18 protein-coding genes are annotated in these 22,302 nt (G+C 62.4%); 8 read left to right on the top strand and 10 right to left on the bottom strand.

Going from position 1 to position 22,302, the window contains the following annotated elements:
• The first annotated feature begins 205 nt into the window (after positions 1 to 205).
• Both aceA and D0Y60_RS07430 read left to right on the top strand, forming a co-directional pair.
• Entirely contained in the window at positions 206 to 1,495 is a 1,290-nt protein-coding gene (gene aceA / locus D0Y60_RS07435) for an isocitrate lyase (RefSeq protein ID WP_117368275.1), read from the top strand.
• A gap of 48 nt (positions 1,496 to 1,543) precedes the next feature.
• Positions 1,544 to 1,783, top strand: coding sequence for a hypothetical protein (locus D0Y60_RS07430; protein WP_023516665.1), 240 nt, complete (start codon positions 1,544 to 1,546; stop codon positions 1,781 to 1,783).
• A gap of 73 nt (positions 1,784 to 1,856) precedes the next feature.
• On the opposite strand, the gene D0Y60_RS07425 is transcribed toward D0Y60_RS07430, so the two are convergent.
• Positions 1,857 to 2,831 (bottom strand): nucleoside recognition domain-containing protein, encoded by a 975-nt coding sequence (locus D0Y60_RS07425; protein ID WP_117368273.1) that lies wholly within the window; start codon positions 2,829 to 2,831, stop codon positions 1,857 to 1,859.
• A 117-nt stretch (positions 2,832 to 2,948) separates the two neighbouring features.
• Between D0Y60_RS07425 and D0Y60_RS07420 the strand changes: the two genes are divergently transcribed.
• Entirely contained in the window at positions 2,949 to 3,401 is a 453-nt protein-coding gene (locus D0Y60_RS07420) for an Lrp/AsnC family transcriptional regulator (protein ID WP_117368271.1), read from the top strand.
• An 86-nt stretch (positions 3,402 to 3,487) separates the two neighbouring features.
• On the opposite strand, the gene D0Y60_RS07415 is transcribed toward D0Y60_RS07420, so the two are convergent.
• The 3 genes from D0Y60_RS07415 to D0Y60_RS07410 form a co-directional block, all read right to left on the bottom strand.
• Positions 3,488 to 6,013: a HAMP domain-containing methyl-accepting chemotaxis protein gene (locus tag D0Y60_RS07415; protein ID WP_117368473.1), complete on the bottom strand. Its 2,526-nt coding sequence runs from the start codon at positions 6,011 to 6,013 to the stop codon at positions 3,488 to 3,490.
• A 241-nt stretch (positions 6,014 to 6,254) separates the two neighbouring features.
• The gene (locus tag D0Y60_RS24715; protein WP_158565416.1) at positions 6,255 to 6,392 is read right to left on the bottom strand and encodes a hypothetical protein; all 138 of its coding nucleotides are present in this window, start codon (positions 6,390 to 6,392) and stop codon (positions 6,255 to 6,257) included.
• 163 nt (positions 6,393 to 6,555) lie between these two features.
• Complete coding sequence (locus tag D0Y60_RS07410) at positions 6,556 to 7,737, bottom strand: NAD(P)/FAD-dependent oxidoreductase (RefSeq protein ID WP_117368269.1); 1,182 nt, start codon at positions 7,735 to 7,737, stop codon at positions 6,556 to 6,558.
• 167 nt (positions 7,738 to 7,904) lie between these two features.
• Between D0Y60_RS07410 and D0Y60_RS07405 the strand changes: the two genes are divergently transcribed.
• The 5 genes from D0Y60_RS07405 to edd all read left to right on the top strand — a co-directional run bounded on the left by D0Y60_RS07405 (position 7,905) and on the right by edd (position 14,941).
• Positions 7,905 to 9,344, top strand: coding sequence for a glutamine synthetase family protein (locus D0Y60_RS07405; protein ID WP_117368267.1), 1,440 nt, complete (start codon positions 7,905 to 7,907; stop codon positions 9,342 to 9,344).
• Positions 9,345 to 9,441: 97 nt separating this feature from the next.
• A complete protein-coding gene (locus tag D0Y60_RS07400; RefSeq protein WP_117368265.1) occupies positions 9,442 to 10,725 on the top strand; it encodes an FAD-binding oxidoreductase in 1,284 nt (427 codons plus the stop codon).
• Positions 10,726 to 10,819: 94 nt separating this feature from the next.
• Positions 10,820 to 12,292: a glucose-6-phosphate dehydrogenase gene (zwf, locus tag D0Y60_RS07395; protein ID WP_117368263.1), complete on the top strand. Its 1,473-nt coding sequence runs from the start codon at positions 10,820 to 10,822 to the stop codon at positions 12,290 to 12,292.
• Positions 12,293 to 12,301: 9 nt separating this feature from the next.
• Positions 12,302 to 13,000, top strand: a complete 699-nt coding sequence (gene pgl, locus D0Y60_RS07390) for a 6-phosphogluconolactonase (RefSeq protein WP_117368261.1) — start codon at positions 12,302 to 12,304, stop codon at positions 12,998 to 13,000.
• A 120-nt stretch (positions 13,001 to 13,120) separates the two neighbouring features.
• Positions 13,121 to 14,941: a phosphogluconate dehydratase gene (edd, locus tag D0Y60_RS07385; protein WP_117368259.1), complete on the top strand. Its 1,821-nt coding sequence runs from the start codon at positions 13,121 to 13,123 to the stop codon at positions 14,939 to 14,941.
• A gap of 195 nt (positions 14,942 to 15,136) precedes the next feature.
• Here edd and D0Y60_RS07380 read toward each other — a convergent pair whose 3' ends face one another.
• The 6 genes from D0Y60_RS07380 to D0Y60_RS07355 all read right to left on the bottom strand — a co-directional run bounded on the left by D0Y60_RS07380 (position 15,137) and on the right by D0Y60_RS07355 (position 22,135).
• The gene (locus D0Y60_RS07380; protein WP_245409106.1) at positions 15,137 to 15,541 is read right to left on the bottom strand and encodes a hypothetical protein; all 405 of its coding nucleotides are present in this window, start codon (positions 15,539 to 15,541) and stop codon (positions 15,137 to 15,139) included.
• A gap of 111 nt (positions 15,542 to 15,652) precedes the next feature.
• A complete protein-coding gene (ugpC, locus tag D0Y60_RS07375) occupies positions 15,653 to 16,744 on the bottom strand; it encodes a sn-glycerol-3-phosphate ABC transporter ATP-binding protein UgpC (RefSeq protein WP_117368255.1) in 1,092 nt (363 codons plus the stop codon).
• A 30-nt stretch (positions 16,745 to 16,774) separates the two neighbouring features.
• Positions 16,775 to 18,430, bottom strand: coding sequence for an alpha-glucosidase (locus D0Y60_RS07370; protein WP_117368253.1), 1,656 nt, complete (start codon positions 18,428 to 18,430; stop codon positions 16,775 to 16,777).
• Positions 18,431 to 18,458: 28 nt separating this feature from the next.
• Positions 18,459 to 19,604: a carbohydrate ABC transporter permease gene (locus D0Y60_RS07365; protein WP_117368251.1), complete on the bottom strand. Its 1,146-nt coding sequence runs from the start codon at positions 19,602 to 19,604 to the stop codon at positions 18,459 to 18,461.
• A gap of 1 nt (position 19,605) precedes the next feature.
• Positions 19,606 to 20,613, bottom strand: coding sequence for a sugar ABC transporter permease (locus D0Y60_RS07360; RefSeq protein WP_117368249.1), 1,008 nt, complete (start codon positions 20,611 to 20,613; stop codon positions 19,606 to 19,608).
• Positions 20,614 to 20,776: 163 nt separating this feature from the next.
• Positions 20,777 to 22,135: an ABC transporter substrate-binding protein gene (locus D0Y60_RS07355; protein WP_117368247.1), complete on the bottom strand. Its 1,359-nt coding sequence runs from the start codon at positions 22,133 to 22,135 to the stop codon at positions 20,777 to 20,779.
• Positions 22,136 to 22,302 lie beyond the last annotated feature (167 nt).

The raw sequence follows: 22,302 nt of genomic DNA, 5'->3' as shown, positions 1-22,302 counted from the left end.
CACGGATTTCTCAAACGCTGAATTTACAATCTTTACTTTTTTACAGATCGGAATTGTCAAAGACAAGACATCATTACCCGATTATCTCGCTGATTTTCCGGTTTTCTCTCGCCCTATTGTGCGCTGCGATGTAAATACTGTCACATGAAATCGGGCAGCGAAGTGACACAAGCCCGATCCCGAGACATCGCATTTGGAGGATACTATGACCGATTTTTACAATCTCGTTCCGAGCGCACCCAAGGGCCGCTTCGACGGCATCGAACGCCCCTATACGGCCGAGACGGTCGAGAAGCTGCGCGGCTCGGTCCAGATCCGCCACACGCTGGCTGAAAACGGTGCGAACCGCCTTTGGAAGCTCATCCACGAGGAAGATTTCGTCAATGCGCTCGGCGCGCTCTCGGGCAACCAGGCCATGCAGATGGTCCGCGCCGGCCTGAAGGCAATCTATCTCTCCGGCTGGCAGGTCGCTGCCGATGCCAACACGGCATCCGCCATGTATCCCGATCAGTCGCTCTATCCGGCAAACGCCGCGCCGGAACTGGCAAAGCGCATCAACCGCACCCTGCAGCGCGCCGACCAGATCGAGACCGCCGAGGGCAACGGCCTTTCGGTCGACACCTGGTTCGCCCCGATCGTCGCCGATGCGGAAGCCGGCTTCGGCGGCCCGCTCAACGCTTTCGAGATCATGAAGGCGTTCATCGAGGCAGGTGCGGCCGGCGTTCACTTCGAGGACCAGCTGGCCTCGGAAAAGAAGTGCGGCCATCTCGGCGGCAAAGTCCTGATCCCGACCGCCGCGCATATCCGCAACCTCGACGCCGCGCGCCTTGCCGCCGACGTCATGGGGGTCCCGACGCTGATCGTCGCCCGCACCGACGCTGAGGCCGCAAAGCTCCTGACCTCAGATATCGACGAGCGCGACCAGCCCTTCGTCGACAAGGACAAGGGCCGCACGGTTGAAGGCTTCTACCAGGTCAAGAACGGCATCGAGCCCTGCATTGCCCGCGCCATTTCCTATGCGCCGCACTGCGACCTGATCTGGATGGAGACCGGCAAGCCGGACCTTGAACAGGCCCGCAAGTTCGCCGAGGCGGTGCACAAGGCTCATCCCGGCAAGCTGCTCGCCTACAATTGCTCGCCCTCGTTCAACTGGAAGAAGAACCTGGACGACGCAACGATCGCCAAGTTCCAGCGCGAGCTGGGTGCGATGGGCTACAAGTTCCAGTTCATCACGCTCGCCGGCTTCCACCAGCTGAACTTCGGCATGTTCGAACTGGCCCGCGGCTACAAGGAGCGCCAGATGGCCGCCTATTCGGAGCTGCAGGAAGCGGAATTCGCCGCCGAGATCAACGGCTACACCGCCACCAAGCACCAGCGCGAAGTCGGCACCGGCTATTTCGACGCCGTCTCCATGGCCATCACCGGCGGCCAGTCCTCGACGACCGCCATGCATGAATCGACCGAGCACGAACAGTTCCGCCCGGCCGCCGAATAAGCCCTTCGTCCAACCTTCAAGAACCCCGATTAAAAGAGGAGAAATGCCATGACAGTCCAGACCCGAGTCAAGGAACGCGCTGAAGAACAGGCTTCCGCGATGACACCAGACCAGCAGGCCATGATCCGCATGGTCGCCAACGACCTGCACCGCCTCAACCAGTCCGTCATGAAGGCGGTCGAGGCCGGCGTTTCGGTCGAACTCGTCCGCTCCGCCCGTCACCACGGCGGCGAGGGCAACTGGGGCGACCTGCTGATCCCGGTCATCGTGACGCAGGGTCGCGGCTGACAGGCATAAATCCAGTCAAAGAAAATCCCCGGCGTTCCCTGCGCCGGGGATTTTTCGTTTCAGGCGCTCCACGTCAGCCGCCGGCTTTTACGGCATCCATCCGAAACATCCGGGCAAAGAAGGCTTTGTCCGAGAGCTGGCGCAACAGGGCGGCGAGGATGGCCGTCGCCGCGATGGCGAAGACGATCCGCCCCGCGAGCACGCCATAAACATCCGCGCCAAGCGAGATCACGATCAGCGTATCCTCGATCACGCTGTGGGCGAAGCCCATGAAGACGCAGGACAGGAAGATCTGGCGCGGCGATATCGCGCCCGATTGCGCCTCGCGGATAAGAAGGCCGGCGCCATAGGAAATGCCGAGGAACAGACCGACAGCGGTGAGATGCTCCGCCTCGCCGCGGATACCCGCCAGGCGCAGCACCGGCGATAGCGCCTTCATCAGAAGAGCCAGTGCCCCGGTGACCTTGAGAAGCTCGAGGCCCCAGGAGAGGACGAGGAGGATGACGAGCATCCAGGCCATCGTCTCCGCAAGCCCGCGCAGATAATGGGCCCAATCGGGCGTCGCGCCGAGCGGGATCCAGGCGGGATCGACGGGGGCCGAAAGCCAGCCGGTCGCGTTGAGCACATGATGCAGCAGGAAGGCATAGAGCAGGCCGCCGGCAAGGCGCAACACCGTCGTGGCGATCATGCCCGGACCGGCCTGCTGGATGATCTTCTGCTCGATGGGAAGGCCGTGCGCAAACAGGATGAGCGCGGAAAAGACCGTGACGTTAGCCACGCTGAGCGAGGACACCGGAACGAGGGTGAAGAGGAGCGGCACGGCGCCCCATATCCCGACGAGCATGCCGGTCAGCCATGCCAGCCCCAGCTCGGGCGGAAGCCCGACAAGGTTCATGACCGGTGCAAAAGCCGGCGTCATCGCCTCGATCACGCCCATCCTAGCCAAAAGCTCCGTCAGGAGGGCGATGGGAACGGTAATCCGTACAAGCACCCAATAAATGGCGAGGGTTTCCCTGGTCTTGTTCAGGGCAGAAGTGACGAACGGCATGGCGGGCTCCTCTTGCGCTGCCCATCCTGTAGCCCGAACCGTTTCGCACTTTTGGTCAAAGATTGCAGCTGAATGCAATTTTATTGCAAAGATCACGCGGTGGAATATGCTCGGCCCATGGACCGCATCGACAAGAAGCTTCTGAACCTCCTGCAGCGCGACGCGTCGCGCACCAATGTGGATCTAGCGGATGCAGTGGGCCTGTCGCCCTCAAGTTGCCTGCGCCGCACGCAGCGGCTTAGAAAATCCGGTGTGATCGAGCGGATCGTCGCGATCCTCAATCCGGCCAAGTCCGGGCGCACGATCAAGGCACTGGTCACGGTGGAACTGAAGCTGCACGGCGAGCAGCATATGCGCCGCTTCCTGGATATCGCCATTGCAGAGGAGGCCGTTTCGCAGGCCTATGCCGTCACCGGCGAGACCGACGTCGTGCTCATGCTGCGCCTGCGCGACATGGAAGAATATGCGCCACTGTGCGACCGACTGTTCAGCGACGATAACAACGTTGCCAGGTTTTTCACCATGGTGGTCATCCGCACGGCGAAAGAGGAAACCGCCATCCGGCTTTGACGCAAACCCGGATCATGCAGCTCAAGAAAAACCCCGGTGTGCTTTCCGCACGCCGGGGTTTTTCCCTTCAACCCTAACAACTGCACTCAGGCCGCACGGTAAACCGCTGAATGCTCGTCCGCTTCCAGACGGAATTGCTCCACCAGCATCATCAGCGTGTCGGCATCGCCGGCAAGTTTGCGGCTGGCGGTGGTTGTGAGATCAACCATCGAGGCGTTCTGCTGGGTCATCTGGTCCATCTGGTTGACGGAGCCGTTGACCTCCTGCAGCGCCACCGCCTGGTCCCGGCTCGCCGTTGCCATCATGTCCACGTGCTGGCTCACGGTAACGATCTGCTGGCTGATCGAGGCGAGTACCGAGCCCGTCTCCTGCACGAGATGCGAACCGGCATTGACCTCGCTCGTCGACTTCTCGATCAGACCCTTGATCTCGCGGGCAGCACTTGCCGAACGCTGGGCGAGTTCCCGCACCTCCTGCGCCACGACTGCAAAGCCCTTTCCGGCCTCGCCGGCACGCGCGGCTTCGATACCGGCATTGAGGGCGAGCAGGTTGGTCTGGAAGGCGATGTCGTCGATGACCTCGATGATCTGCTCGATCTGGCGCGAGGCACCTTCGATGCGGCCCATGGCGGCAATCGCATTGTTGACGACAGAGGCCGAGCTGTCAGCGCTGCGTTTCGTGGCGCCGACGATGACATTGGCCTCATGCGCCCGTTCGGCGGAGGAGCGCACGGTCACGGTGATCTGCTCGACGGCAGCGGCGGTCTCTTCCAGCGATGAAGCTTGCGCTTCGGTACGCTTGGAGAGCGCATCGGCCGATTGCAGCATTTCGGAGCCGCTACGCTGGATCGACATCGCGTTGCTGCGAATCTGGCCGAGCGTGTCCTGAAGGCGTTCGAGCGAAACGTTGAAGTCCTGGCGCAGCTGTTCGAGACGGCCGGTAAAAGGCGTGTCGATCTGGCGCGACAGGTCGCCCTGGGCGAGACGTCCGAGACCAGCGGCGAGCGCGTTCACCGCGAAATCGATCTGCCGGTCGAGGGCCTGCTTTTCCGCATCGTTGCGGGTGCGTTCGGCATCCGCCTCGGCGCGCTGCTGCTCGCTTTCGGCTTCCACACGGATCTTCGAGAGCGCGTTTTCCTTGAACACACCGAGCGCGCGGGCCATGTCGCCGATTTCGTCGGCACGGCCTTCGCCGGAGATGCCGGTGTCGAGGAAACCATCGGCCAGGCGGCGCATGGCGCCGGTGATCTGGCCGATCGGGCCCTTCAGCGTCAGCACCAGAGCGATGCCGGCCAGCACGGCGATGGCCGCACCGATGGCGGTCGCAAGGACGGAGACCTGGTTGGCCTTTTCACGTTCCGTGCCGGCGCTGGTCTTCTGTTCCTCGGCGAACTGGCTGAGCAGGTTCCAGATCGAATCGATGGACATGCCGGCCGCATCGAAATCGGCATTGCGCTGGGCGCTGATCTTCACCAGCGCGTCACTATCGGCCTGAATGCGTTCCAGAACCGGCGCCAGCGTCTCGTCGACCTTATCGAAGAACGGCAGGCCGCTCGCAGTGCCGCGCAGGCCCTTGATGTCGATCTGCAACATAGAAAGGTTGCCGAGCAGCTTGACGCGATTTTCGTCCGAGGTCTCGCCGAGGAAACGCACAGCCGCCACTTCGATATCGTCGATCGACGAGGTCAGCTTGCGGGTGGAGGCAAGAACCGCCTCGGACTTGATGATCGGCTCGTCGAGTTCACCGAAGATGCGGGTCGCTTCGCGCATTTTTTCGGCGGCGGCACCTTGCATCTGGATGGTGACCTGGCGGAAGCGGTTCACGCGGCGCGCGATCTCCGGCACCGTGACGGACGCCGGATCCGACGAGGACAGGAATCCGCTGAGCTCTTCGATCGTGTTGCGGATGGTGATGGAGACGACCTTCTGGTTCTTCGGCAGGATGGTCGAAATGGAGCGCTCGGTCTTCGAAATGAAGGGGAAACACTCCTTGATGACCTTCAGCTGGTCCTCCGGCGTCGCGCCGCGGCTGAATTCGGAGAGCAGATCGCCGAAGAACTTGCTGGCCGCCGTCAGGCGCTCGGCCTCACGCAGCATGCTTTTTGCGGCATTCTCGTTCTGCCGTACGGTGCGTTGCAGCTTCGTCGCCTCGTCGAGGATCTTGACCTGCTCGCTGGACAGCGTGCTGAGGTTCTTGGCCATCTTGTCGTGCAGCTTGTTCTCGTTGACATAGAGCAGCCACAGCCCGTCCATGCGGGCCTCGATGTCCTTGGTCTGCTTCTGGGCATCCAGAAGCTTTGAGGCATCGACATCGGGCGTCAGGCCGTCCATCGTCTGGCGCAGCAACGCGACCTGGGCCTTCAGCCGCTCGTTGACCGCATCGCGGGTCTCTTCGCTGGTGTTCTGAAGGAACCGGTTCATGCCGGCATAAACGTCCTTGAAGCCGCTCAGCGACTGGAGAACGCTGTTGGAAATTTCCATGCGGCCCTGCAGGAGCCCGGAGGCGTAAAGCCCCGTAAAGCCCACGGCGCAGATCGACATCACGAAGGGCAGAATGAAGACCAAAACCTTGGTCTGGATTTTAAAACGGGCAAGAATACGATCAATAAACATCTGGCGGAACATCCGTTGTCGGCGTGCTCCACCCCTGCCCTTTTATAGGGCCTCCCCAGGATTCGGACGCCGGATTACCGACTTCATGCGGCAGCAATGCCGCGTATCCGGGGGAGCAATCATTGCACGCCGCATGCATCCGTGACGGGACGCGGCTTCCGGAACCCTATGCAGGGATCATCGGCGGCAATCTTTAAAATTCCATCACCAATTTAAACCGATTTATGACGGTTCCAAGTTGTCAAAGTGCGGTGATGGCAAGGACAGCGACAAGCAGGGCGGCAAGCGCGCAGTTCATGCCGATCGCAAAAAGGCGACGGCGGCTTTCTTGAGCGGCGGCAATGGCAATAGCGCGGGCAGGACGGCGGCTTTCAGACATGCGGCGAAACTCCGTTACGCGAGAACAGATACTCCGGGTGATCCGGCCAGCCGGCCTACATCATGTTGTCTCCCGAAGGCGGGAAACGCCGACATGCCGGCAGCATCCGCCGCGAGGTCTTAACGGGCGGTAAAGACCGTATCGCTATTCCCGCGCGGCGGGCTTAGGCATCCAGGCCGGAAGCGTGGCCCGAGGCCCAGGCCCATTGGAAATTGTAACCGCCGAGCCAGCCGGTCACATCCACCGCCTCGCCCACGAAATAGAGTCCCGGCACCGCCTTCGCCGCCATGCTGCGGGAATCGAGCGCTGCCGTATCGACGCCGCCGAGCGTGACCTCCGCCGTGCGATAGCCTTCCGAGCCCGGCGGACGGAAACGCCAGTCGCGCAGTTTCTGCACGAGCGCTTCGATGCGTTTTCCCGATTGCTCGGCCAGCGTCCCGTCGATGCCGAGGTCGCTGACGAGAAGCTGTGCCAGCTTCTTGGGGATATAGTCGGCAAGCACCGTCTGCACCGCCTGCCGGCCGTTCTGCTTGCGAGCGGCGGCGATGATGGCGGCAAAATCGAGATCGGGGCGGATTTGCAGCGAAATCTCCTCGCCTTCGCGCCAATAGGAGGAGATTTGCAGGATGGCGGGGCCACTAAGCCCGCGGTGCGTAAAGAGGGCAGCTTCAGCAAATTCCGTCTTGCCGTGGCGGGCGACGACATCCACGGCGACGCCGGGCAGGCCCTCATGCGCGGCAAGCGTTACCGGATCGAGCATTAGCGGCACGAGACCGGCGCGGGTTTCCGTGACAGCCAGACCGAACTGCTCGGCGACGCGATAGGCGAAGCCCGTCGCGCCCATTTTCGGGATCGACTTGCCGCCGGTGGCGATCACCAGCGAGGCCGCCTCGATCAGGCCATGCTCCGTGGCAACGCGGAAGGAATGGCCATCATGCGAGATATCGGTAATCCCGGTCGAAAGCCGCAGCTCAGCGCCGGCCGCCTTCATCTCCGAGAGCAGCATGGCGATGATGTCCTTCGCCGAGTTGTCGCAGAACAGCTGGCCCAGCGTCTTTTCATGCCACGGGATATGATGGCGCTCAACGAGGTCGAGAAAATCGCGCGGCGTGTAGCGAGCGAGCGCCGACTTGGCGAAATGCGGATTGGCCGACAGAAAATTCTTCGGCCCGGCATGGATATTCGTGAAATTGCAGCGCCCGCCGCCGGAGATGCGGATCTTCTCGCCCGGCGCCTTGGCATGGTCGAGCACCAGCACGCGGCGACCCCGCCTGCCCGCTTCTATGGCGCACATCATGCCTGCCGCACCAGCCCCGATAATGACGACGTCCCGCCGTTCTGCCACGTCAAAAATCCCCGTTCGCCTCTCCTTTCTGCTATCGCGCAAGAAAGTCAATCGGACATAAAAAACAAGAAATACCGCAGAAATCGCGTTTTCTACCCCCCGGGGGGAGCTAGCCAAGGTCTATTCTGTGGTTATGATGGCGCCATCGTCAACAAACCCGGTGTGTCATGCCGTCCAAAAAGAAAGTCGTTACCCCTACCATCGAGAAAGCCGTACGCTCTGGAAAAGTACCTCCCTCCATCAGCGTACCACGAGGGGTAAAGACCTGGAAGGACGCCGCAGACTGGCTTCGGGCCCGCGGTATCGAGGATATCGAATGCATCACGCCTGATCTTGCAGGCGTCCCGCGCGGGAAGATGATGCCGTCGTCGAAATTTACCTCGAACACCTCACTGGCGCTGCCTTCCGCCCTCTACCGCCACACGATTTCGGGCGACTACCCGGAAGAAACCGGCAATTTCCGCTATGAACCGCGCGATAGCGATCTCAAGCTTCTGCCGGATCTTTCAACGCTTTCCGTCGTGCCGTGGGAGACCGATCCGACCGCGCAGGTCATCTGCGACATCGTCGGCTCGACCGGCGAAAGCGTGCCCTATACGCCGCGCAACGTTCTGAAGAACGTTGTGCAGATGTATCGCGACCGCGGCTGGAAGCCGGTCGTCGCGCCGGAAATCGAGTTCTATCTCGTCGCCATGAACGAGGACCCGGACTATCCGCTGCACCCGCCGAAGGGCCGGTCCGGTCGCGCCATCCAGGGCGGCCAGGGCTATTCCATCGCAGGGATCAACGAGTTCGACGAACTGATCGACGACATCTACCACTTCTCGGAAAAGCAGGGCCTCGAAATCGACACCCTGATCCACGAGGAAGGTCCCGCACAGCTCGAGATCAACCTGCGCCACGGCGATCCGGTGGAACTCGCCGACCAGGTGTTCCTTTTCAAGCGCACAATCCGCGAGGCGGCGCTGAAGCACGGTATCTACGCCACCTTCATGGCCAAGCCCATGCAGGGCCAGGCGGGTTCGGCCATGCACATCCACCAGTCGGTGGTGGAGATCGCGACGGGCAAGAACGTCTTCTCCAACCCGGATGGATCGCCCTCGAAGGAGTTCTTCCACTTCATCGGCGGCATGCAGGCCTATGTGCCGAAGACGCTTGTCATGATGGCGCCCTATGTGAACTCCTATCGGCGCCTGACGCCGGAAATGTCCGCACCAGTCAACAATGCCTGGGGCTATGACAATCGCACCACCGCTTTCCGGATCCCGGTTTCGGATGCCGCGGCGCGGCGCGTCGAGAACCGCCTGCCCGGCTCGGATGCCAATCCTTATCTCGCGCTCGCGGCCTCGCTCGGCTGCGGCCTGCTCGGCATCATGAACCAGGTCGAGCCGAGCCCGCCTACGGAAGACACCGCCAATGAAGGGTCGATCGACCTGCCGCGCGGCCTTCTCGAAGCCGTCTCGCTGCTGGAATCGGATCCGGCTTTGGCGGAGGTCCTGAGCGCGGAATTCATCGGGCTCTATGCCGGCGTCAAGCGCGGCGAGTTCGAGACGTTCATGCAGGTGATCAGCCCCTGGGAACGCGAGTTCCTGCTGCTCAACGTCTGAGCGGCCGGCGGTCCGGGCCGCCGCAAGAGACCAGACCTGAGAAGCGGCCGGCGCCCCGGCGCGCCGCCGCACCCTCTTGACCTTATGAGTGTGCGCTATGCCTTGGCAAAGCCCGATTTCCCCCGGCGTCTCCTGGTATGAGGCCAGTGTCGGCGACCGTCCCGAATATGCCCCGCTCGACGGCTCCGTCGAGACCGATGTCGCGATCGTGGGCGGCGGCTTCACCGGCCTGCAGGCCGCCTATAATCTCGCGAAGAAGGGCGTGCGCGTCGTGCTTGTCGAGGCGCATCGCTTCGGCGACGGCGCGTCCGGCCGCAACGGCGGACAGCTCGGCACCGGCCAGCGGGCCGACGCGGAGGCCCTCGAAGCCGAACTCGGCTTCGAGCGCGCCAAGGCGCTGTTCGATCTCGCGGAAAATGCCAAGCAGCATATCCACGATTTCGCCGCCAGCCAGAACCTCGAGATCGACTATGTGCCCGGCCAGCTCAATGTGAGCCATAAGGCAAGCTATGAGAAGGAGTTTCGCGATCATATCGAGATCGCCGCGACGCGCTTCGGCTACAGGCATCTGAGCTATATGGACCGCGCGGAGACAGAACAGCGCGTCGGCTCGAAACGCTTCTTCTTCGGCATGCGCGATACCGGCACCGGCCATATCCACCCGATGAAGCTGCTGGTCGGCGTTGCCAAGGCGGCAAAGGCCGCCGGTGCGAGCCTGCATGAAAAGACCCCTGCCCTGAAGATCGAGCGGGCGGGCGGCAAAGCGGTCATCACCACCGCGAGGGGCACGATCCGCGCCGACAGGGCGCTGATCTGCTGCAACGCCTATATCGGCAATCTCGAACCGAAGACGGCGGCCCATGTCATGCCGATCCGCTCCTTCATCGGCGCGACCGTGCCGCTCGACAAGTTTCCGTCGATCATTCCCGGCGGCGAAGCGATTGCCGACACGCGTTTCGTCGTGCGCTACTTCCGCAAGACCCGCGACGGACGCCTGCTGTTCGGCGGGCGCGAGGCCTATTCGGAAAATCTCGACGACATGACGCCGCCGATCCGCCGGCAGATCGAGGAGGTCTATCCGGAGCTGAAGGGCATCGAGCTCACCCATGCCTGGGGTGGTTCGGTCGGCATCACCATGCCGCGTAAACCCTATGTCCGCGAGGTTATGCCCGGTATTACGACGATCGGCGGTTATTCCGGCCATGGCGTCATGCTGTCAAACTACTGTGGCAAGCTCTATGCCGAGGACGTGACTGGTGGCAGCGCGGAGCTCGACCAGCTGAAAGCCCTGAAAATCCAGGCCTTTCCGGGTGGTTCGAGGTTCCGGTCGCCGCTGCTCTTCCTCGCCATGACGTGGTACGCTCTGCGCGACAGGCTGTGATCGACACGGAAAGATCGATTTGTTGCGTTGCACGCTGGTGTTTTTAAATCGATTAGATTATAACGCCGACAACAGAACGAGATCGAGATTTCCGATGAGCAGCCAGATCATTCCTGTTGAACCCTTCGACTATGTCGTCTTCGGTGGAACCGGCGACCTTGCGGAGCGCAAGCTCCTTCCGGCCCTCTATCACCGGCAGCTCGATGGCCAGCTCTCCGACCCGACGCGCATCATCGGCGCGTCGCGCACCGCATTCACGGATGCGGAATACCGCAAGTTCGCCGTCGATGCGCTGAAGGAGCACCTGAAGCCTGGCGAATTCGAGGATGAGCAGGTCAAGGCTTTTTGCGACCGGCTGTTCTATGTCGCCGTCGACGCCAAGTCCGATGCCGGCTGGGACAAGCTGAAGGACCTGCTCGACGAGGGCAAGGAGCGCGTGCGCGCCTTCTATCTCGCCGTCGCGCCAGCGATCTTCGGCGATATCTCGGAAAAGATCCGCGACCACAAGCTGATCACCAAGCAGACCCGCATCGTCGTCGAGAAGCCGATCGGCCGCGATCTTGCCTCCGCAAACGAATTGAACAACACGATCGGCAAAGTGTTCCGCGAAGAGCAGATTTTCCGCATCGACCACTATCTCGGCAAGGAGACGGTGCAGAACCTGATGGCGCTGCGCTTTGCCAACGCGCTCTACGAGCCGCTGTGGAACTCCGCCCATATCGACCATGTGCAGATCACGGTCGCCGAATCCGTCGGCCTCGAAAGCCGTGCCGGTTACTACGACAAGGCCGGCGCGCTGCGCGACATGGTGCAGAACCACATTCTCCAGCTGCTCTGCCTCGTCGCCATGGAAGTACCCTCCTCCATGGACGCCGAGGCCGTGCGCGACGAGAAGCTGAAGGTGCTGCGCGCGCTGAAACCGATCGACCAATACAATGTCGAGCGCCTGACGGTACGCGGCCAGTACCGCGCCGGTGCTTCGGCCGGCGGCCCGGTAAAGGGCTATCTGGAGGAGCTGGAAGGCGGCGTCTCCAATACGGAAACCTTCGTCGCCATAAAGGCCGAGATCGGCAACTGGCGCTGGGCGGGTGTGCCCTTCTACATCCGGACGGGAAAACGTCTCGCCGCGCGCATGTCGGAGATCGTCATCACCTTCAAGCCGATCCCGCATTCGATTTTCGACCCCTCGGCCGGCCGTATCGAAGCTAACCAGCTCATCATCCGCCTACAGCCGGATGAAGGCGTCAAGCAGTCGCTGATGATCAAGGACCCGGGCCCGGGCGGCATGCGCCTGCGCAACGTTTCGCTCGACATGAGCTTCGCCGAGGCCTTCGATGCCCGCAATGCCGACGCTTACGAGCGCCTGCTGCTCGATGTCATCCGCAATAACCAGACGCTCTTCATGCGCCGCGACGAAGTGGAAGCCGCCTGGCGCTGGGTCGACCCGATCCTGAAGGCGTGGGAAGCGACCGGCCAGCAGGCGCAGGGCTACACCGCCGGCACCTGGGGTCCGAGCCAGTCGATCGCGCTCATCGAGCGCGACGGCCGCACCTGGCACGAAGCGTAAGGAATTGCGATGAGCGCGAGATTGCACGAATTCAACAACGGCGCCGATCTGGCCGAGGGTCTGGCGGACACGGTTGCCGCCGCGCTTGCCGACGCGATCGCGGCCCGCGGCAAGGCGACCATCGCGGTCTCCGGCGGCTCGACTCCAAAGGCTTTCTTCAAGGCACTGTCCAACCGTGATATTGATTGGTCCAAGGTGACGGTGACGCTCGTCGACGAGCGTTTCGTTCCGGCGGATAACCCGCGCTCCAACCATCAGCTGGTTGCCGACAACCTGTTGCAGGACAAGGCGAAGGCCGCGGGCTTTCTTCCGCTCTACCGGGAAGCCGGCAGTCCGGAAGAGGCGGCAAAAATCGTGTCTGCCGATGCCGTTTCGCTTGGCGTGCCGTTCGACGTCGCCATTCTCGGCATGGGAACGGATGGTCATACGGCGTCGTTCTTCCCCGGCGGCAACAATCTCGCCGAAGCCATCTCGGCTGAGACGCCACGCGGCGTGGTCACCATGGAAGCTGAGGGTGCCGGTGAAACCCGCCTTACCTTCACCTTCACCAGCCTTCAGGATGCCCGCCTTCTGGCGCTGCATATCGAAGGTCAGGGCAAGAAAGACGTGCTGGCCGCTGCGGAAGCGGACGGCCCCGAAACCGACATGCCGATCCGCGCCATTCTCCGGCGCGCGGCGACGCCGGTCGATATCTACTGGGCGCCCTAGAGCACTCAGCCGGCTGAAGCCGAACATGCCCGGCGCGTGGCGCCGTTTACCCGCGGATGGCGCAGCACTCCCGCTCGCTTTGCCGTGTCAAATGCAATCGAGGAAGTCAGGATAGCTCCCATGTCCGCCGATAAACGCATCGAAGCCATCACCGCCCGTATCGTCGAACGCTCCAAGCCGCATCGCGAGCCCTATCTCGGCCGCGTCCGTGCTGCCATCTCCAAGGGTGTGCACCGCTCGATCCTTTCCTGCGGGAACCTTGCGCACGGCTTCGCGGTCTGTTCCCCCGCCGAGAAAGACGCGCTCGCCGGCGATCGCGTCCCGAACCTCGGCATCATCACCTCCTATAACGACATGCTCTCGGCCCATCAGCCGTTCGAGACCTATCCGGCCCTCATCCGCGATGCCGCGCGAGAAGCCGGCGGCGTGGCGCAGGTGGCGGGCGGTGTGCCGGCCATGTGCGACGGCGTCACCCAGGGCCAGCCGGGCATGGAACTGTCGCTGTTCTCGCGCGACCTGATCGCCATGGCGGCCGGCGTCGGCCTGTCGCACAACATGTTCGATTCGGTCGTCTATCTCGGCGTCTGCGACAAGATCGTCCCCGGGCTTACGATTGCCGCCTTGACCTTCGGCCACCTGCCGGCCGTCTTCATCCCCGCCGGCCCGATGACCTCTGGCCTGCCGAACGACGAGAAGGCGCGCGTGCGCCAACTCTTCGCCGAGGGCAAGGTCGGCCGCGCGGAGCTGCTCGAAGCCGAGTCCAAGTCCTATCATGGACCCGGCACCTGCACCTTCTACGGCACGGCGAACTCCAACCAGATGCTGATGGAGATCATGGGCTTCCACATGCCCGGTGCCTCCTTCATCAATCCCGGCACGCCGCTGCGAGACGCGCTGACCAGGGAAGCCGCCAAGCGGGCACTGGCGATTACCGCGCAGGGCAACGAATTCACGCCGGCTGGCGAGATGATCGATGAACGTTCCGTCGTCAACGGCGTCGTCGGCCTGCATGCCACGGGTGGTTCGACCAACCACACGCTGCATCTCATCGCCATGGCGCGCGCCGCCGGTATCGTTCTGACCTGGCAGGATATTTCCGAACTGTCCGACATCGTGCCCTTGCTCGCCCGCGTCTATCCGAACGGCCTTGCCGATGTGAACCATTTCCACGCGGCCGGCGGCATGGGCTTCCTTATTCAAGAACTGCTCAAGACCGGCATGCTGCATGACGACGTGCGCACGGTCTATGGCCAGGGCCTCAAGGCCTACACGGTCGATGCCCGGCTCGGCGAGAACGGCGCGGTGGTGCGCGAGCCGTCGCCGAAGGTCAGCCACGACCCGAAGGTGCTCGCCAATATCGAGACGCCCTTCCAGCCGACCGGCGGCCTGAAGATGTTGAGCGGCAATATCGGCAAGGCGGTCATCAAGATCTCCGCCGTCAAGCCGGAGCGCCATGTCATCGAGGCCCCGGCCAAGGTGTTTCACGACCAGCTGGAGCTCAATGCTGCCTTCAAGGCTGGCGAACTGACCGGCGATTTCATCGCCGTCGTGCGCTTCCAGGGGCCGAAATCGAACGGCATGCCGGAACTGCACAAGCTGACCACCGTGCTCGGCATCTTGCAGGATCGCGGCCAGCGCGTGGCGCTGCTCACCGACGGCCGCATGTCCGGCGCTTCCGGCAAGGTGCCGGCCGCCATTCATGTAACGCCCGAAGCCGTCGACAACGGCCCGATCGGCCGCATCCAGAACGGCGACATGATCCGTCTGGACGCCACCCATGGCACGATCGAGGTTCTGGTGGATGCTGCCGAATTCGCCGCGCGCCCGCAGGCCTCGGCCGATCTCTCGGGCAATGAGTTCGGCATGGGCCGCGAGCTCTTCGCCGCCTTCCGCGCCATTGCAGGTCCAGCGGATCACGGCGCAAGTGTGCTGTTCGCGTGAGTGGCGTGTGATTTGGGCAACCCAGCACCACACACGCAACATCATCCTCGGCCTTGAACCGAGGATCCACAGATGCAAGTCGGGCCTGCAGGGTGGATGGATGCTCGGGTCAAGCCGAAGCATGACGGGACAGGCCGTGCCAAGTTCGGGTGACGGCAGAGAGAAAAAGAGAGGCGTTTCGAACCTCTTTTCGTATCAGCTGTAAATATCCAGCGTCCGGTTCTGGTGGTTGCGGTGCGTCGAATAGACGAAGATGCGCTGCAGGTCCTTGTCGGAGAGCAGGCGCAGGAAGCGGGCCTCGACGACATCGTTGGGATAAACGCGCTGCGTCAGGCAGCCGATCATCGGCAGGCGGGCGCTGACGATGTCGAGATAGAAGTTGCGCGGCAGCTGGAACTTCGTCGTCATGGTGATGACGGCGCCGCTGCGCGAGAGCTTGACGATCAGACCACGGCGGGAGACGAGATTGACGAGGCCGCCGTTCTCGGTGAATTCGATGCGCGCCTCGTTACAGGTATCCTCCATCGGGAAACTCTTTTCCCGGTCGTACATGAAGGACTCTTCCTTGTTGAGGTAGTTGTTGCGCGGTGTCTGACCCATGCCCATTGTTGCCTGCCCCCGGCATTCTCGATTTTCCGGGGGAAAGCCTAGGCAACAAGGCTTAATATCGGGTTGAGCGGCAGGTCGAAATCCTGCCGCCCGGGCGAAGAATCAAACGGCGCGATAGCTCTGCCCCGCCGCATTGAAGAGGTGCAGCTTGGTCTTGTCGGCGGTGAAGCGGACCTTCTCGCCACGCTTGATGTCGAGGATGCCGGGGATCTTGGCGATGATCGGCTCGTTGGCAACAAGGCCATCGATATAGAGCAGCGTCACCTCGCCGAGCGCCTCGACGATCGACACCGTGCCTTCGAACAGGAAGTCGTCGCCGCTCGAGATCTGAAGATCCTCCGGCCGCACGCCGAAGCTTGCGGTCTTGCCGACTTCGGAGGCCGCCGTCGCGATATCGACGCTGGAGACGCGGCCGCCCGTCAGTTCGACCGAGGTCGCCGCACCCGCCGCCGTGATCTTCGCCGGAATGATGTTCATGGCCGGCGAGCCGATGAAGCGGGCGACGAAGAGGTTGGCGGGACGCTCGTAGAGCTCCAGCGGCGGGCCGACCTGCTCGATATGACCGGCCGAGAGCACGACGATGCGGTCGGCGAGCGTCATCGCCTCCACCTGGTCATGCGTCACGTAAATCATTGTCGTATCGGCCATTTGCTCGTTGAGCTTGGCGATCTCGATGCGGGTGGCGACACGCAAGGCCGCGTCGAGGTTCGACAGCGGCTCATCGAACAGGAAGACCTTCGGGTTGCGGCAGATGGCGCGGCCGATGGCGACGCGCTGGCGCTGGCCGCCCGAGAGCGCCTTGGGCAGGCGGTCGAGATACTTCGTGAGCTGGAGGATTTCGCCGGCCGAGCGCACGCGGCGGTCGATCTCCTCCTTGCTTTCGCCGGCGATCCGCATGCCGAAGGCCATGTTGTCGTAGACGGTCATGTGGGGGTAGAGCGCGTAGGACTGGAACACCATGGCGATGCCGCGCTTGGAGGGCGGCACGTCGTTGACGCGCTCGCCATCGATCGTCATGTCACCGCCGGTGATCTCCTCGAGACCGGCGATCATGCGCAGCAGCGTCGACTTCCCGCAGCCGGACGGGCCGACGAAGACGATGAACTCGCCCTGCTTGATGTCGAGATCGATGCCGTGGATCACGTCCACCGCACCGTAGGACTTGCGGATATCCTTGAGAACCAGCCCTGTCATGCTCTTACCTCCCCAATAGTTTTTGACCGATCAAGCAAAGCGGGCGAAGAACCCGCTCCAGGCCGGAAGTTCGATATTTTCCTCATGCATGATGCTGCCGAAGCCATGGCCTTCCAGCACCTCCAGCTGGCCTGCCGGAAGATCGGCGAGGCGGGCGATCGGGCTCATGTTGAAGGCGCAGAAGACCTTCTCGTTGCCGTGCGTGCGCACGAAAGAAAGGATGGCACCTTCGGCCGACTGGAAGTCGATCTCACCCTTGACCAGCGCCACGTGCTCCTTGCGGAAGGCGAGGAAGCGGCGGTAATGCGCGAGAACCGAGGCGTCGTCGCCCTCCTGCACGCTGACGGCGCGCTCGAGATGGACGTCCGGGACGGGCAGCCACGGCTTGCCCTGGCTAAAGCCGCCGGATTGCTTGTCGCTTTCCCAGACCATGGGCGTGCGGCAGCCGTCGCGACCCTTGAAATCCGGCCAGAACTGGATGCCATAGGGATCCTGCAGATCCTCATAGGCGAGCTCGGCCTCCGGCAGCGCCAGTTCCTCGCCCTGATAGATGCAGACGGAACCGCGCAGCGACATCAGGAGGCTGGCGAGCAGCTTTGCATGCGCCTCATGGTCGGTGACGGCATTACCCCAGCGGGTGACATGGCGCATCACGTCATGGTTGGAGAAGGCCCAGCAGACCCAGCCTTCGGGTGCTGCCTTTTCCAGCGCGCGCTGGGTATCGGCAACGAAGGCCGGCGTCAGCGGGTCGGGCGCCAGGAATTCGAAGGCGTAGCACATGTGCATCTTGTCGCCGCCGGAGGTGTATTCGCCGGCGATCTCCAGACCGCGCTGGCTGTCGCCCACCTCGCCCACGGCGGCGATTGCCGGAAACTCTTCCATCACGGCGCGAAAGCGCTTCAGGAATTCCAGGTTCTCCGGCTGGTTCTTGTCGTAGATATGTTCCTGGTAGTTATAGGGGTTCACGGCCGGCGCCGTCTGCGCGTTGCGCCGCTCGGGGGCGAGCGACGGGTTGTCGCGCAGCTCCTTGTCGTGGAAGTAGAAGTTGATCGTATCGAGGCGGAAGCCGTCGACGCCGCGCTCCAGCCAGAAGCGGGCGACCGAGAGCAGCGCGTCCTGAACCTCGGGATTGTGCAGGTTCAAGTCCGGCTGCGAGGTCAGAAAGTTGTGCATGTAATATTGCAGGCGCGTCGGGTCCCACTGCCAGGCGGAGCCGCCGAAGATCGACAGCCAGTTGTTCGGCGGCGTGCCATCGGGCTTCGAATCCGCCCAGACATACCAGTCCGCCTTGGGATTGGTGCGGCGCGAGCGGCTTTCGACGAACCACGGATGTTTGTCGGAGGTGTGCGACAGGACGAGGTCGATCATGACGCGGATGTTGAGACGATGCGCCTCGGCGATCAGCGCGTCGAAATCGGCTAGCTCCCCGAAGATCGGGTCTACATCCTGGTAATCCGAGACGTCGTAGCCGAAATCCTTCATCGGTGAGGTGAAGAACGGCGAAATCCAGATCGCATCCGCGCCCAGCGAGGCGACATGGGCAAGCCGCTCGGTGATGCCCTTGAGGTCGCCGATCCCGTCGCCATTCGTGTCCTGGAACGAGCGCGGATAGATCTGGTAGATCACCGCGCCACGCCACCAGTCCTTGTCCGGGATGAGAAGGGTGGAATCCGACGTCGTCGTCATTCTTGCATGTCCTATTATCTGAAAGGCATCAGCCGCCCTTGACCGAACCCGACAGCAGGCCGCGCACGAGATAGCGCTGCAGGCTGAAGAACACGATGAGGGGCACGATGATGGTGATGAAGGCAGAGGCCGTGAGGATTTCCCAGTTGCCGCCGCGCGAACCGAGCAGGTTCACCAGGCGTCCGGTCAGCACCAGCTCGTCATTACCCGTGCCAAGGAAGACCATGGCGACGAGCAGGTCGTTCCAGGTCCACAGGAACTGGAAGATGGAGAACGAGGCAAGTGCCGGGAAGGAGAGCGGCAGGATGATCTTCACGAAGATATCGAAATCGCTGGCGCCATCGACGCGGGCGGATTCCAGGATTTCGCGCGGCAGGCCGGCCATGTAGTTGCGCAGCAGATAGACCGCGAGCGGCAAGCCGAAGCCCATATGGGCGAGCCAGATGCCGACATAGGTTTTCGCAGGCACGCCGAAGAACGCGCCGACGCCGTTATAGAGCTTCAGGAGCGGGATCAGCGACATTTGCAGCGGCACGACGAGCAGGCCGACGATGACGGCGATCAGGATCGCCCGGCCGGGGAACGGCATCCAGGCCAGCGCATAGGCGCAGAAGGCGGCAACGAGGATCGGGATGATCGTCGAGGGGATCGCCACCGTCAGCGAGTTGATGAAGGACGAGCCGATGCCGGCGGCATTCAGCACTTCACGATAATTGTCGAGCGTGAAGCGCGGCGGCACGGACGCCGTGTAGAAGATGCGCTGGCCGCGCGTGCCTTCCATCTTGGTCGGCGAGACGATCTGGTAGCTGCCGTCCTCGTTGACGGTCAATGTCTGGCCGTCGCCCAGATCGGCGGGCTTGCCGGCTTCGAAGGCGGACGGCTGCAAAGGGCGCACGCCGAAGGCCGAGATCTTGGCAGTGTCGCCTTCGAGGAGCTTGCCCTCGATGACGAACTTGCCGTCCTTCTCGACCTGCGCTTCGGGCGAAGCGGCGCGGCCGGTGAGGTTCTGCGAGGAGGTGGAAAGGGCCGTCCACCAGCCGGAGACGGCGAGCTGGTCCTTGTCACGCAGCGACGAGATCAGGAGGCCGGCGGTCGGCAGCGTCCAGAGCGCGACGAGCAGCAGGACGGAAATATGGACGACGATGATGAGCGGCGAACGGGCGGAAGCAATCATCTCAGCGCTCCATTTCCTTGGTGGCGTTGCGGATGTTCCAGATCATGATCGGGATGACCAGGATCATGATGACGACGGCGATGGACGCGCCGCGCCCGAAATCGCCGCCGCCGCGGAACATCCAGTCGAACATCAGGTTCGCCAGAACCTGCGTCTGCCATTGCCCGTTGGTCATGGCGAGCACGATGTCGAAGACCTTGAGGACGAGGATGGTGATCGTCGTCCAGACCACGGCGATCGTGCCCCAGATCTGCGGCACCATGATCTTGAAAAATATCTGCATTCCGTTCGCGCCGTCGATGACCGCCGCCTCGATGGTTTCCTCGGGAATGCCGCGCAGCGCCGCCGACAGGATGACCATGGCGAAGCCGGTCTGGATCCAGATCAGGATGACCATGAGGAAGAAGTTGTTCCAGAAGGGAATGGTCATCCACGCTTCGGGCTGGCCGCCAAACGCGACGACGATGGCATTGAGGATGCCGATCTGCTCGGAACCTTCCGAGCGGTAGTCGTAGACGAATTTCCAGATGACGGCGGCGCCGACGAAGGAGATCGCCATCGGCATGAAGATCAGCGTCTTTGCGATATTACCCCACCAGATGCGATCGGTCAGCGCCGCAATTACAAGGCCGAAGAAGGTGGAAAGCGCCGGCACGACGAGGAGCCAGAGGAAATTGTTGAAGATCGACTGGCGGAACTCGCCGTCGTTGAACATCCAGACGAAATTGCTCAAGCCGACGAATTGCTGGCCGGATCGGTCATGGAAGGCGAGCCGGACGGATTCGAAAACCGGATAGACCAAGTAGATGGCGAGCGCGAACAGCGCCGGCGCCATGAACAGCCAGGGCCTGATGGCATTGGTGATGCGCAGGTTCTGCGATGCCTGCGCGCCCGTCAGCCCCTTGGAGGGGAAAATCCTGTCGAGCAGCCAGTTCGTTCCGAAGAAATAGGCGGCGCAGGCGAGCACGCCCCCCACCATCGTCATAATGGCGAATAACAATTGCTGCATGGCAGTTCCTCCCCAGGAATGCATCCCCTGACGCTCTTCTCCACACGCAAACCGGACCCTGAGAGGCACAAGGGGCGCTCACGCGGCTTGCACCGCATGGTCCGCTGCATGTTGGCATGCTTGGGAAAACCGGCGGGCAAGGACCCGCCGGTTCGCCAGGATGTTACTTGATGGCGTCCCAGGCCTTCTGGACGCCGGCGGCGACATCAGCCGCGGACTTGCCGCCGACGAAGTCGACCATGCCCGTCCAGAACGCGCCCGCGCCGATCTTGCCCGGCATCAGGTCGGAACCGTCAAAGCGGAAGGTCGTGGAATTCAGCAGGATTTCACCCTGCTTCTTCATCGGACCATTGGCATAGGCTTCCTTGTTGGCGCTCTTGTAGGGCGTCAGGAAGCTTGTCTGCGCCATCCAGACTTCATGGGCGATCGGCGTCTTCAGGAATTCGATGAAAGCGCGCGAGGCCGGCGTGTCCTTGGTGATCATGGCAAGCGTGCCGGCACCGAGAACCGGGTTGCCGAGTTCCGGCTTGCTGGCATAGGGCGGCATGTAGAAGAAGTCCGCGTCCTCACCGACGACCGTGCCTTCCGGGAAGAAGGACGGGATGAAGGATGCCTGGTGGTGCAGGTAGCACTTCGGCGGCGACGCGAAGAGGCCCTTCGGGCTGTCGCGGAAGTCGGTGGAGGCAACGGCAGCCGCACCGCCATCGACGAACTTGTCGTTCTTGGCGAACCAGCCGAATTCATCCAGCGCGCCGACGACGGAGGCGTCGGTGAACGGGATCTCATTCTTCACCCACTTGTCGTAGGTTTCGGGAGAGGCCGTGCGCAGCATCAGGTCTTCGACCCAGTCGGTCGCCGGCCAGCCGGTGGCGCCGCCCGAACCGAGGCCGATGCACCACGGCGTGCCGCCATCGGCGACGATCTTCTCCGTCAGCGCCTTCAGGTCTTCCATAGTCTTCGGCACTTCGTAGCCGGCGTCTTCGAAGTTCTCAGGCACGTACCAGACGAGCGACTTCACATCGATCTTGTAGGGGAAGGCATAGAGCGCGGCCGTGCCATCCTTGCCCTTATAGGTCGAGAGATCGACCCAGGACTGGCCGGCGGCGTAGTTGTCGAGAAGCCACTTCTGGGTCTCCTCGCCGAGCGGCGTCAGGTAACCCTTGGACGCGAGGTCGGCGATCAGGCCTGGCTGCGGGAGGATGGCGACATCAGGCGGGCTGCCGGCCTGGGTGTCGATGACGATCTGCTGTTCGTAGTTTTCCGAGGAGGAGTACTTCAGGTCGACGCCCGTCGCTTCGACGAAATAGGCATAGACATTCTTGAAGAGCGCTTCGTCTTCGCCGCGCCAGGGGCCGAAGATGGTCAAGGTCTGGCCCTTGAGGTCATGACCCTTCTTGAAGTCTTCGAAGCTCTGCCAGTTGAATTTCGAATCTTCGCCGGGCTTGAACTTCAAGTCGGCAGCAGCAGCGCCGCCAGCCATCAGAAGTGCCAGCGCAGCCGTCATCAGCAATGTCTTTTTCACGTGATTTGCCTCCCATAGCAAACCCGCCCTCCCAGGGCAGGCATCCTCTAAAATACCCCAAAATTCAAAGCGCTTTGGATTTCCTTTCATCCCATTTCCCCCTCACCCTCGTCAAGTACCCCCAAATCATTTCAAACAAAAACGACGTTTCTGACGCAGTGCAGCGT

It is taken from the genome of Shinella sp. WSJ-2 (genome assembly GCF_003432075.1).
GTDB lineage: Bacteria > Pseudomonadota > Alphaproteobacteria > Rhizobiales > Rhizobiaceae > Shinella.
The sequence above is the reverse complement of the archived record's forward strand: the minus strand, read 5'-3'. Positions and strand labels throughout refer to the sequence as shown.

Excerpts from the sequence above, each read along its gene's own strand:
- aceA (WP_117368275.1), top strand. The coding sequence starts at position 206 with ATGACCGATTTTTACAATCTCGTTCCGAGCGCACCCAAGGGCCGCTTC.
- D0Y60_RS07430 (WP_023516665.1), top strand. The coding sequence starts at position 1,544 with ATGACAGTCCAGACCCGAGTCAAGGAACGCGCTGAAGAACAGGCTTCC.
- D0Y60_RS07425 (WP_117368273.1), bottom strand. The coding sequence starts at position 2,831 with ATGCCGTTCGTCACTTCTGCCCTGAACAAGACCAGGGAAACCCTCGCC.
- D0Y60_RS07420 (WP_117368271.1), top strand. The coding sequence starts at position 2,949 with ATGGACCGCATCGACAAGAAGCTTCTGAACCTCCTGCAGCGCGACGCG.
- D0Y60_RS07415 (WP_117368473.1), bottom strand. The coding sequence starts at position 6,013 with ATGTTTATTGATCGTATTCTTGCCCGTTTTAAAATCCAGACCAAGGTT.
- D0Y60_RS24715 (WP_158565416.1), bottom strand. The coding sequence starts at position 6,392 with ATGTCTGAAAGCCGCCGTCCTGCCCGCGCTATTGCCATTGCCGCCGCT.
- D0Y60_RS07405 (WP_117368267.1), top strand. The coding sequence starts at position 7,905 with ATGCCGTCCAAAAAGAAAGTCGTTACCCCTACCATCGAGAAAGCCGTA.
- D0Y60_RS07400 (WP_117368265.1), top strand. The coding sequence starts at position 9,442 with ATGCCTTGGCAAAGCCCGATTTCCCCCGGCGTCTCCTGGTATGAGGCC.
- zwf (WP_117368263.1), top strand. The coding sequence starts at position 10,820 with ATGAGCAGCCAGATCATTCCTGTTGAACCCTTCGACTATGTCGTCTTC.
- pgl (WP_117368261.1), top strand. The coding sequence starts at position 12,302 with ATGAGCGCGAGATTGCACGAATTCAACAACGGCGCCGATCTGGCCGAG.
- edd (WP_117368259.1), top strand. The coding sequence starts at position 13,121 with ATGTCCGCCGATAAACGCATCGAAGCCATCACCGCCCGTATCGTCGAA.
- D0Y60_RS07380 (WP_245409106.1), bottom strand. The coding sequence starts at position 15,541 with ATGGGTCAGACACCGCGCAACAACTACCTCAACAAGGAAGAGTCCTTC.
- ugpC (WP_117368255.1), bottom strand. The coding sequence starts at position 16,744 with ATGACAGGGCTGGTTCTCAAGGATATCCGCAAGTCCTACGGTGCGGTG.
- D0Y60_RS07370 (WP_117368253.1), bottom strand. The coding sequence starts at position 18,430 with ATGACGACGACGTCGGATTCCACCCTTCTCATCCCGGACAAGGACTGG.
- D0Y60_RS07365 (WP_117368251.1), bottom strand. The coding sequence starts at position 19,604 with ATGATTGCTTCCGCCCGTTCGCCGCTCATCATCGTCGTCCATATTTCC.
- D0Y60_RS07360 (WP_117368249.1), bottom strand. The coding sequence starts at position 20,613 with ATGCAGCAATTGTTATTCGCCATTATGACGATGGTGGGGGGCGTGCTC.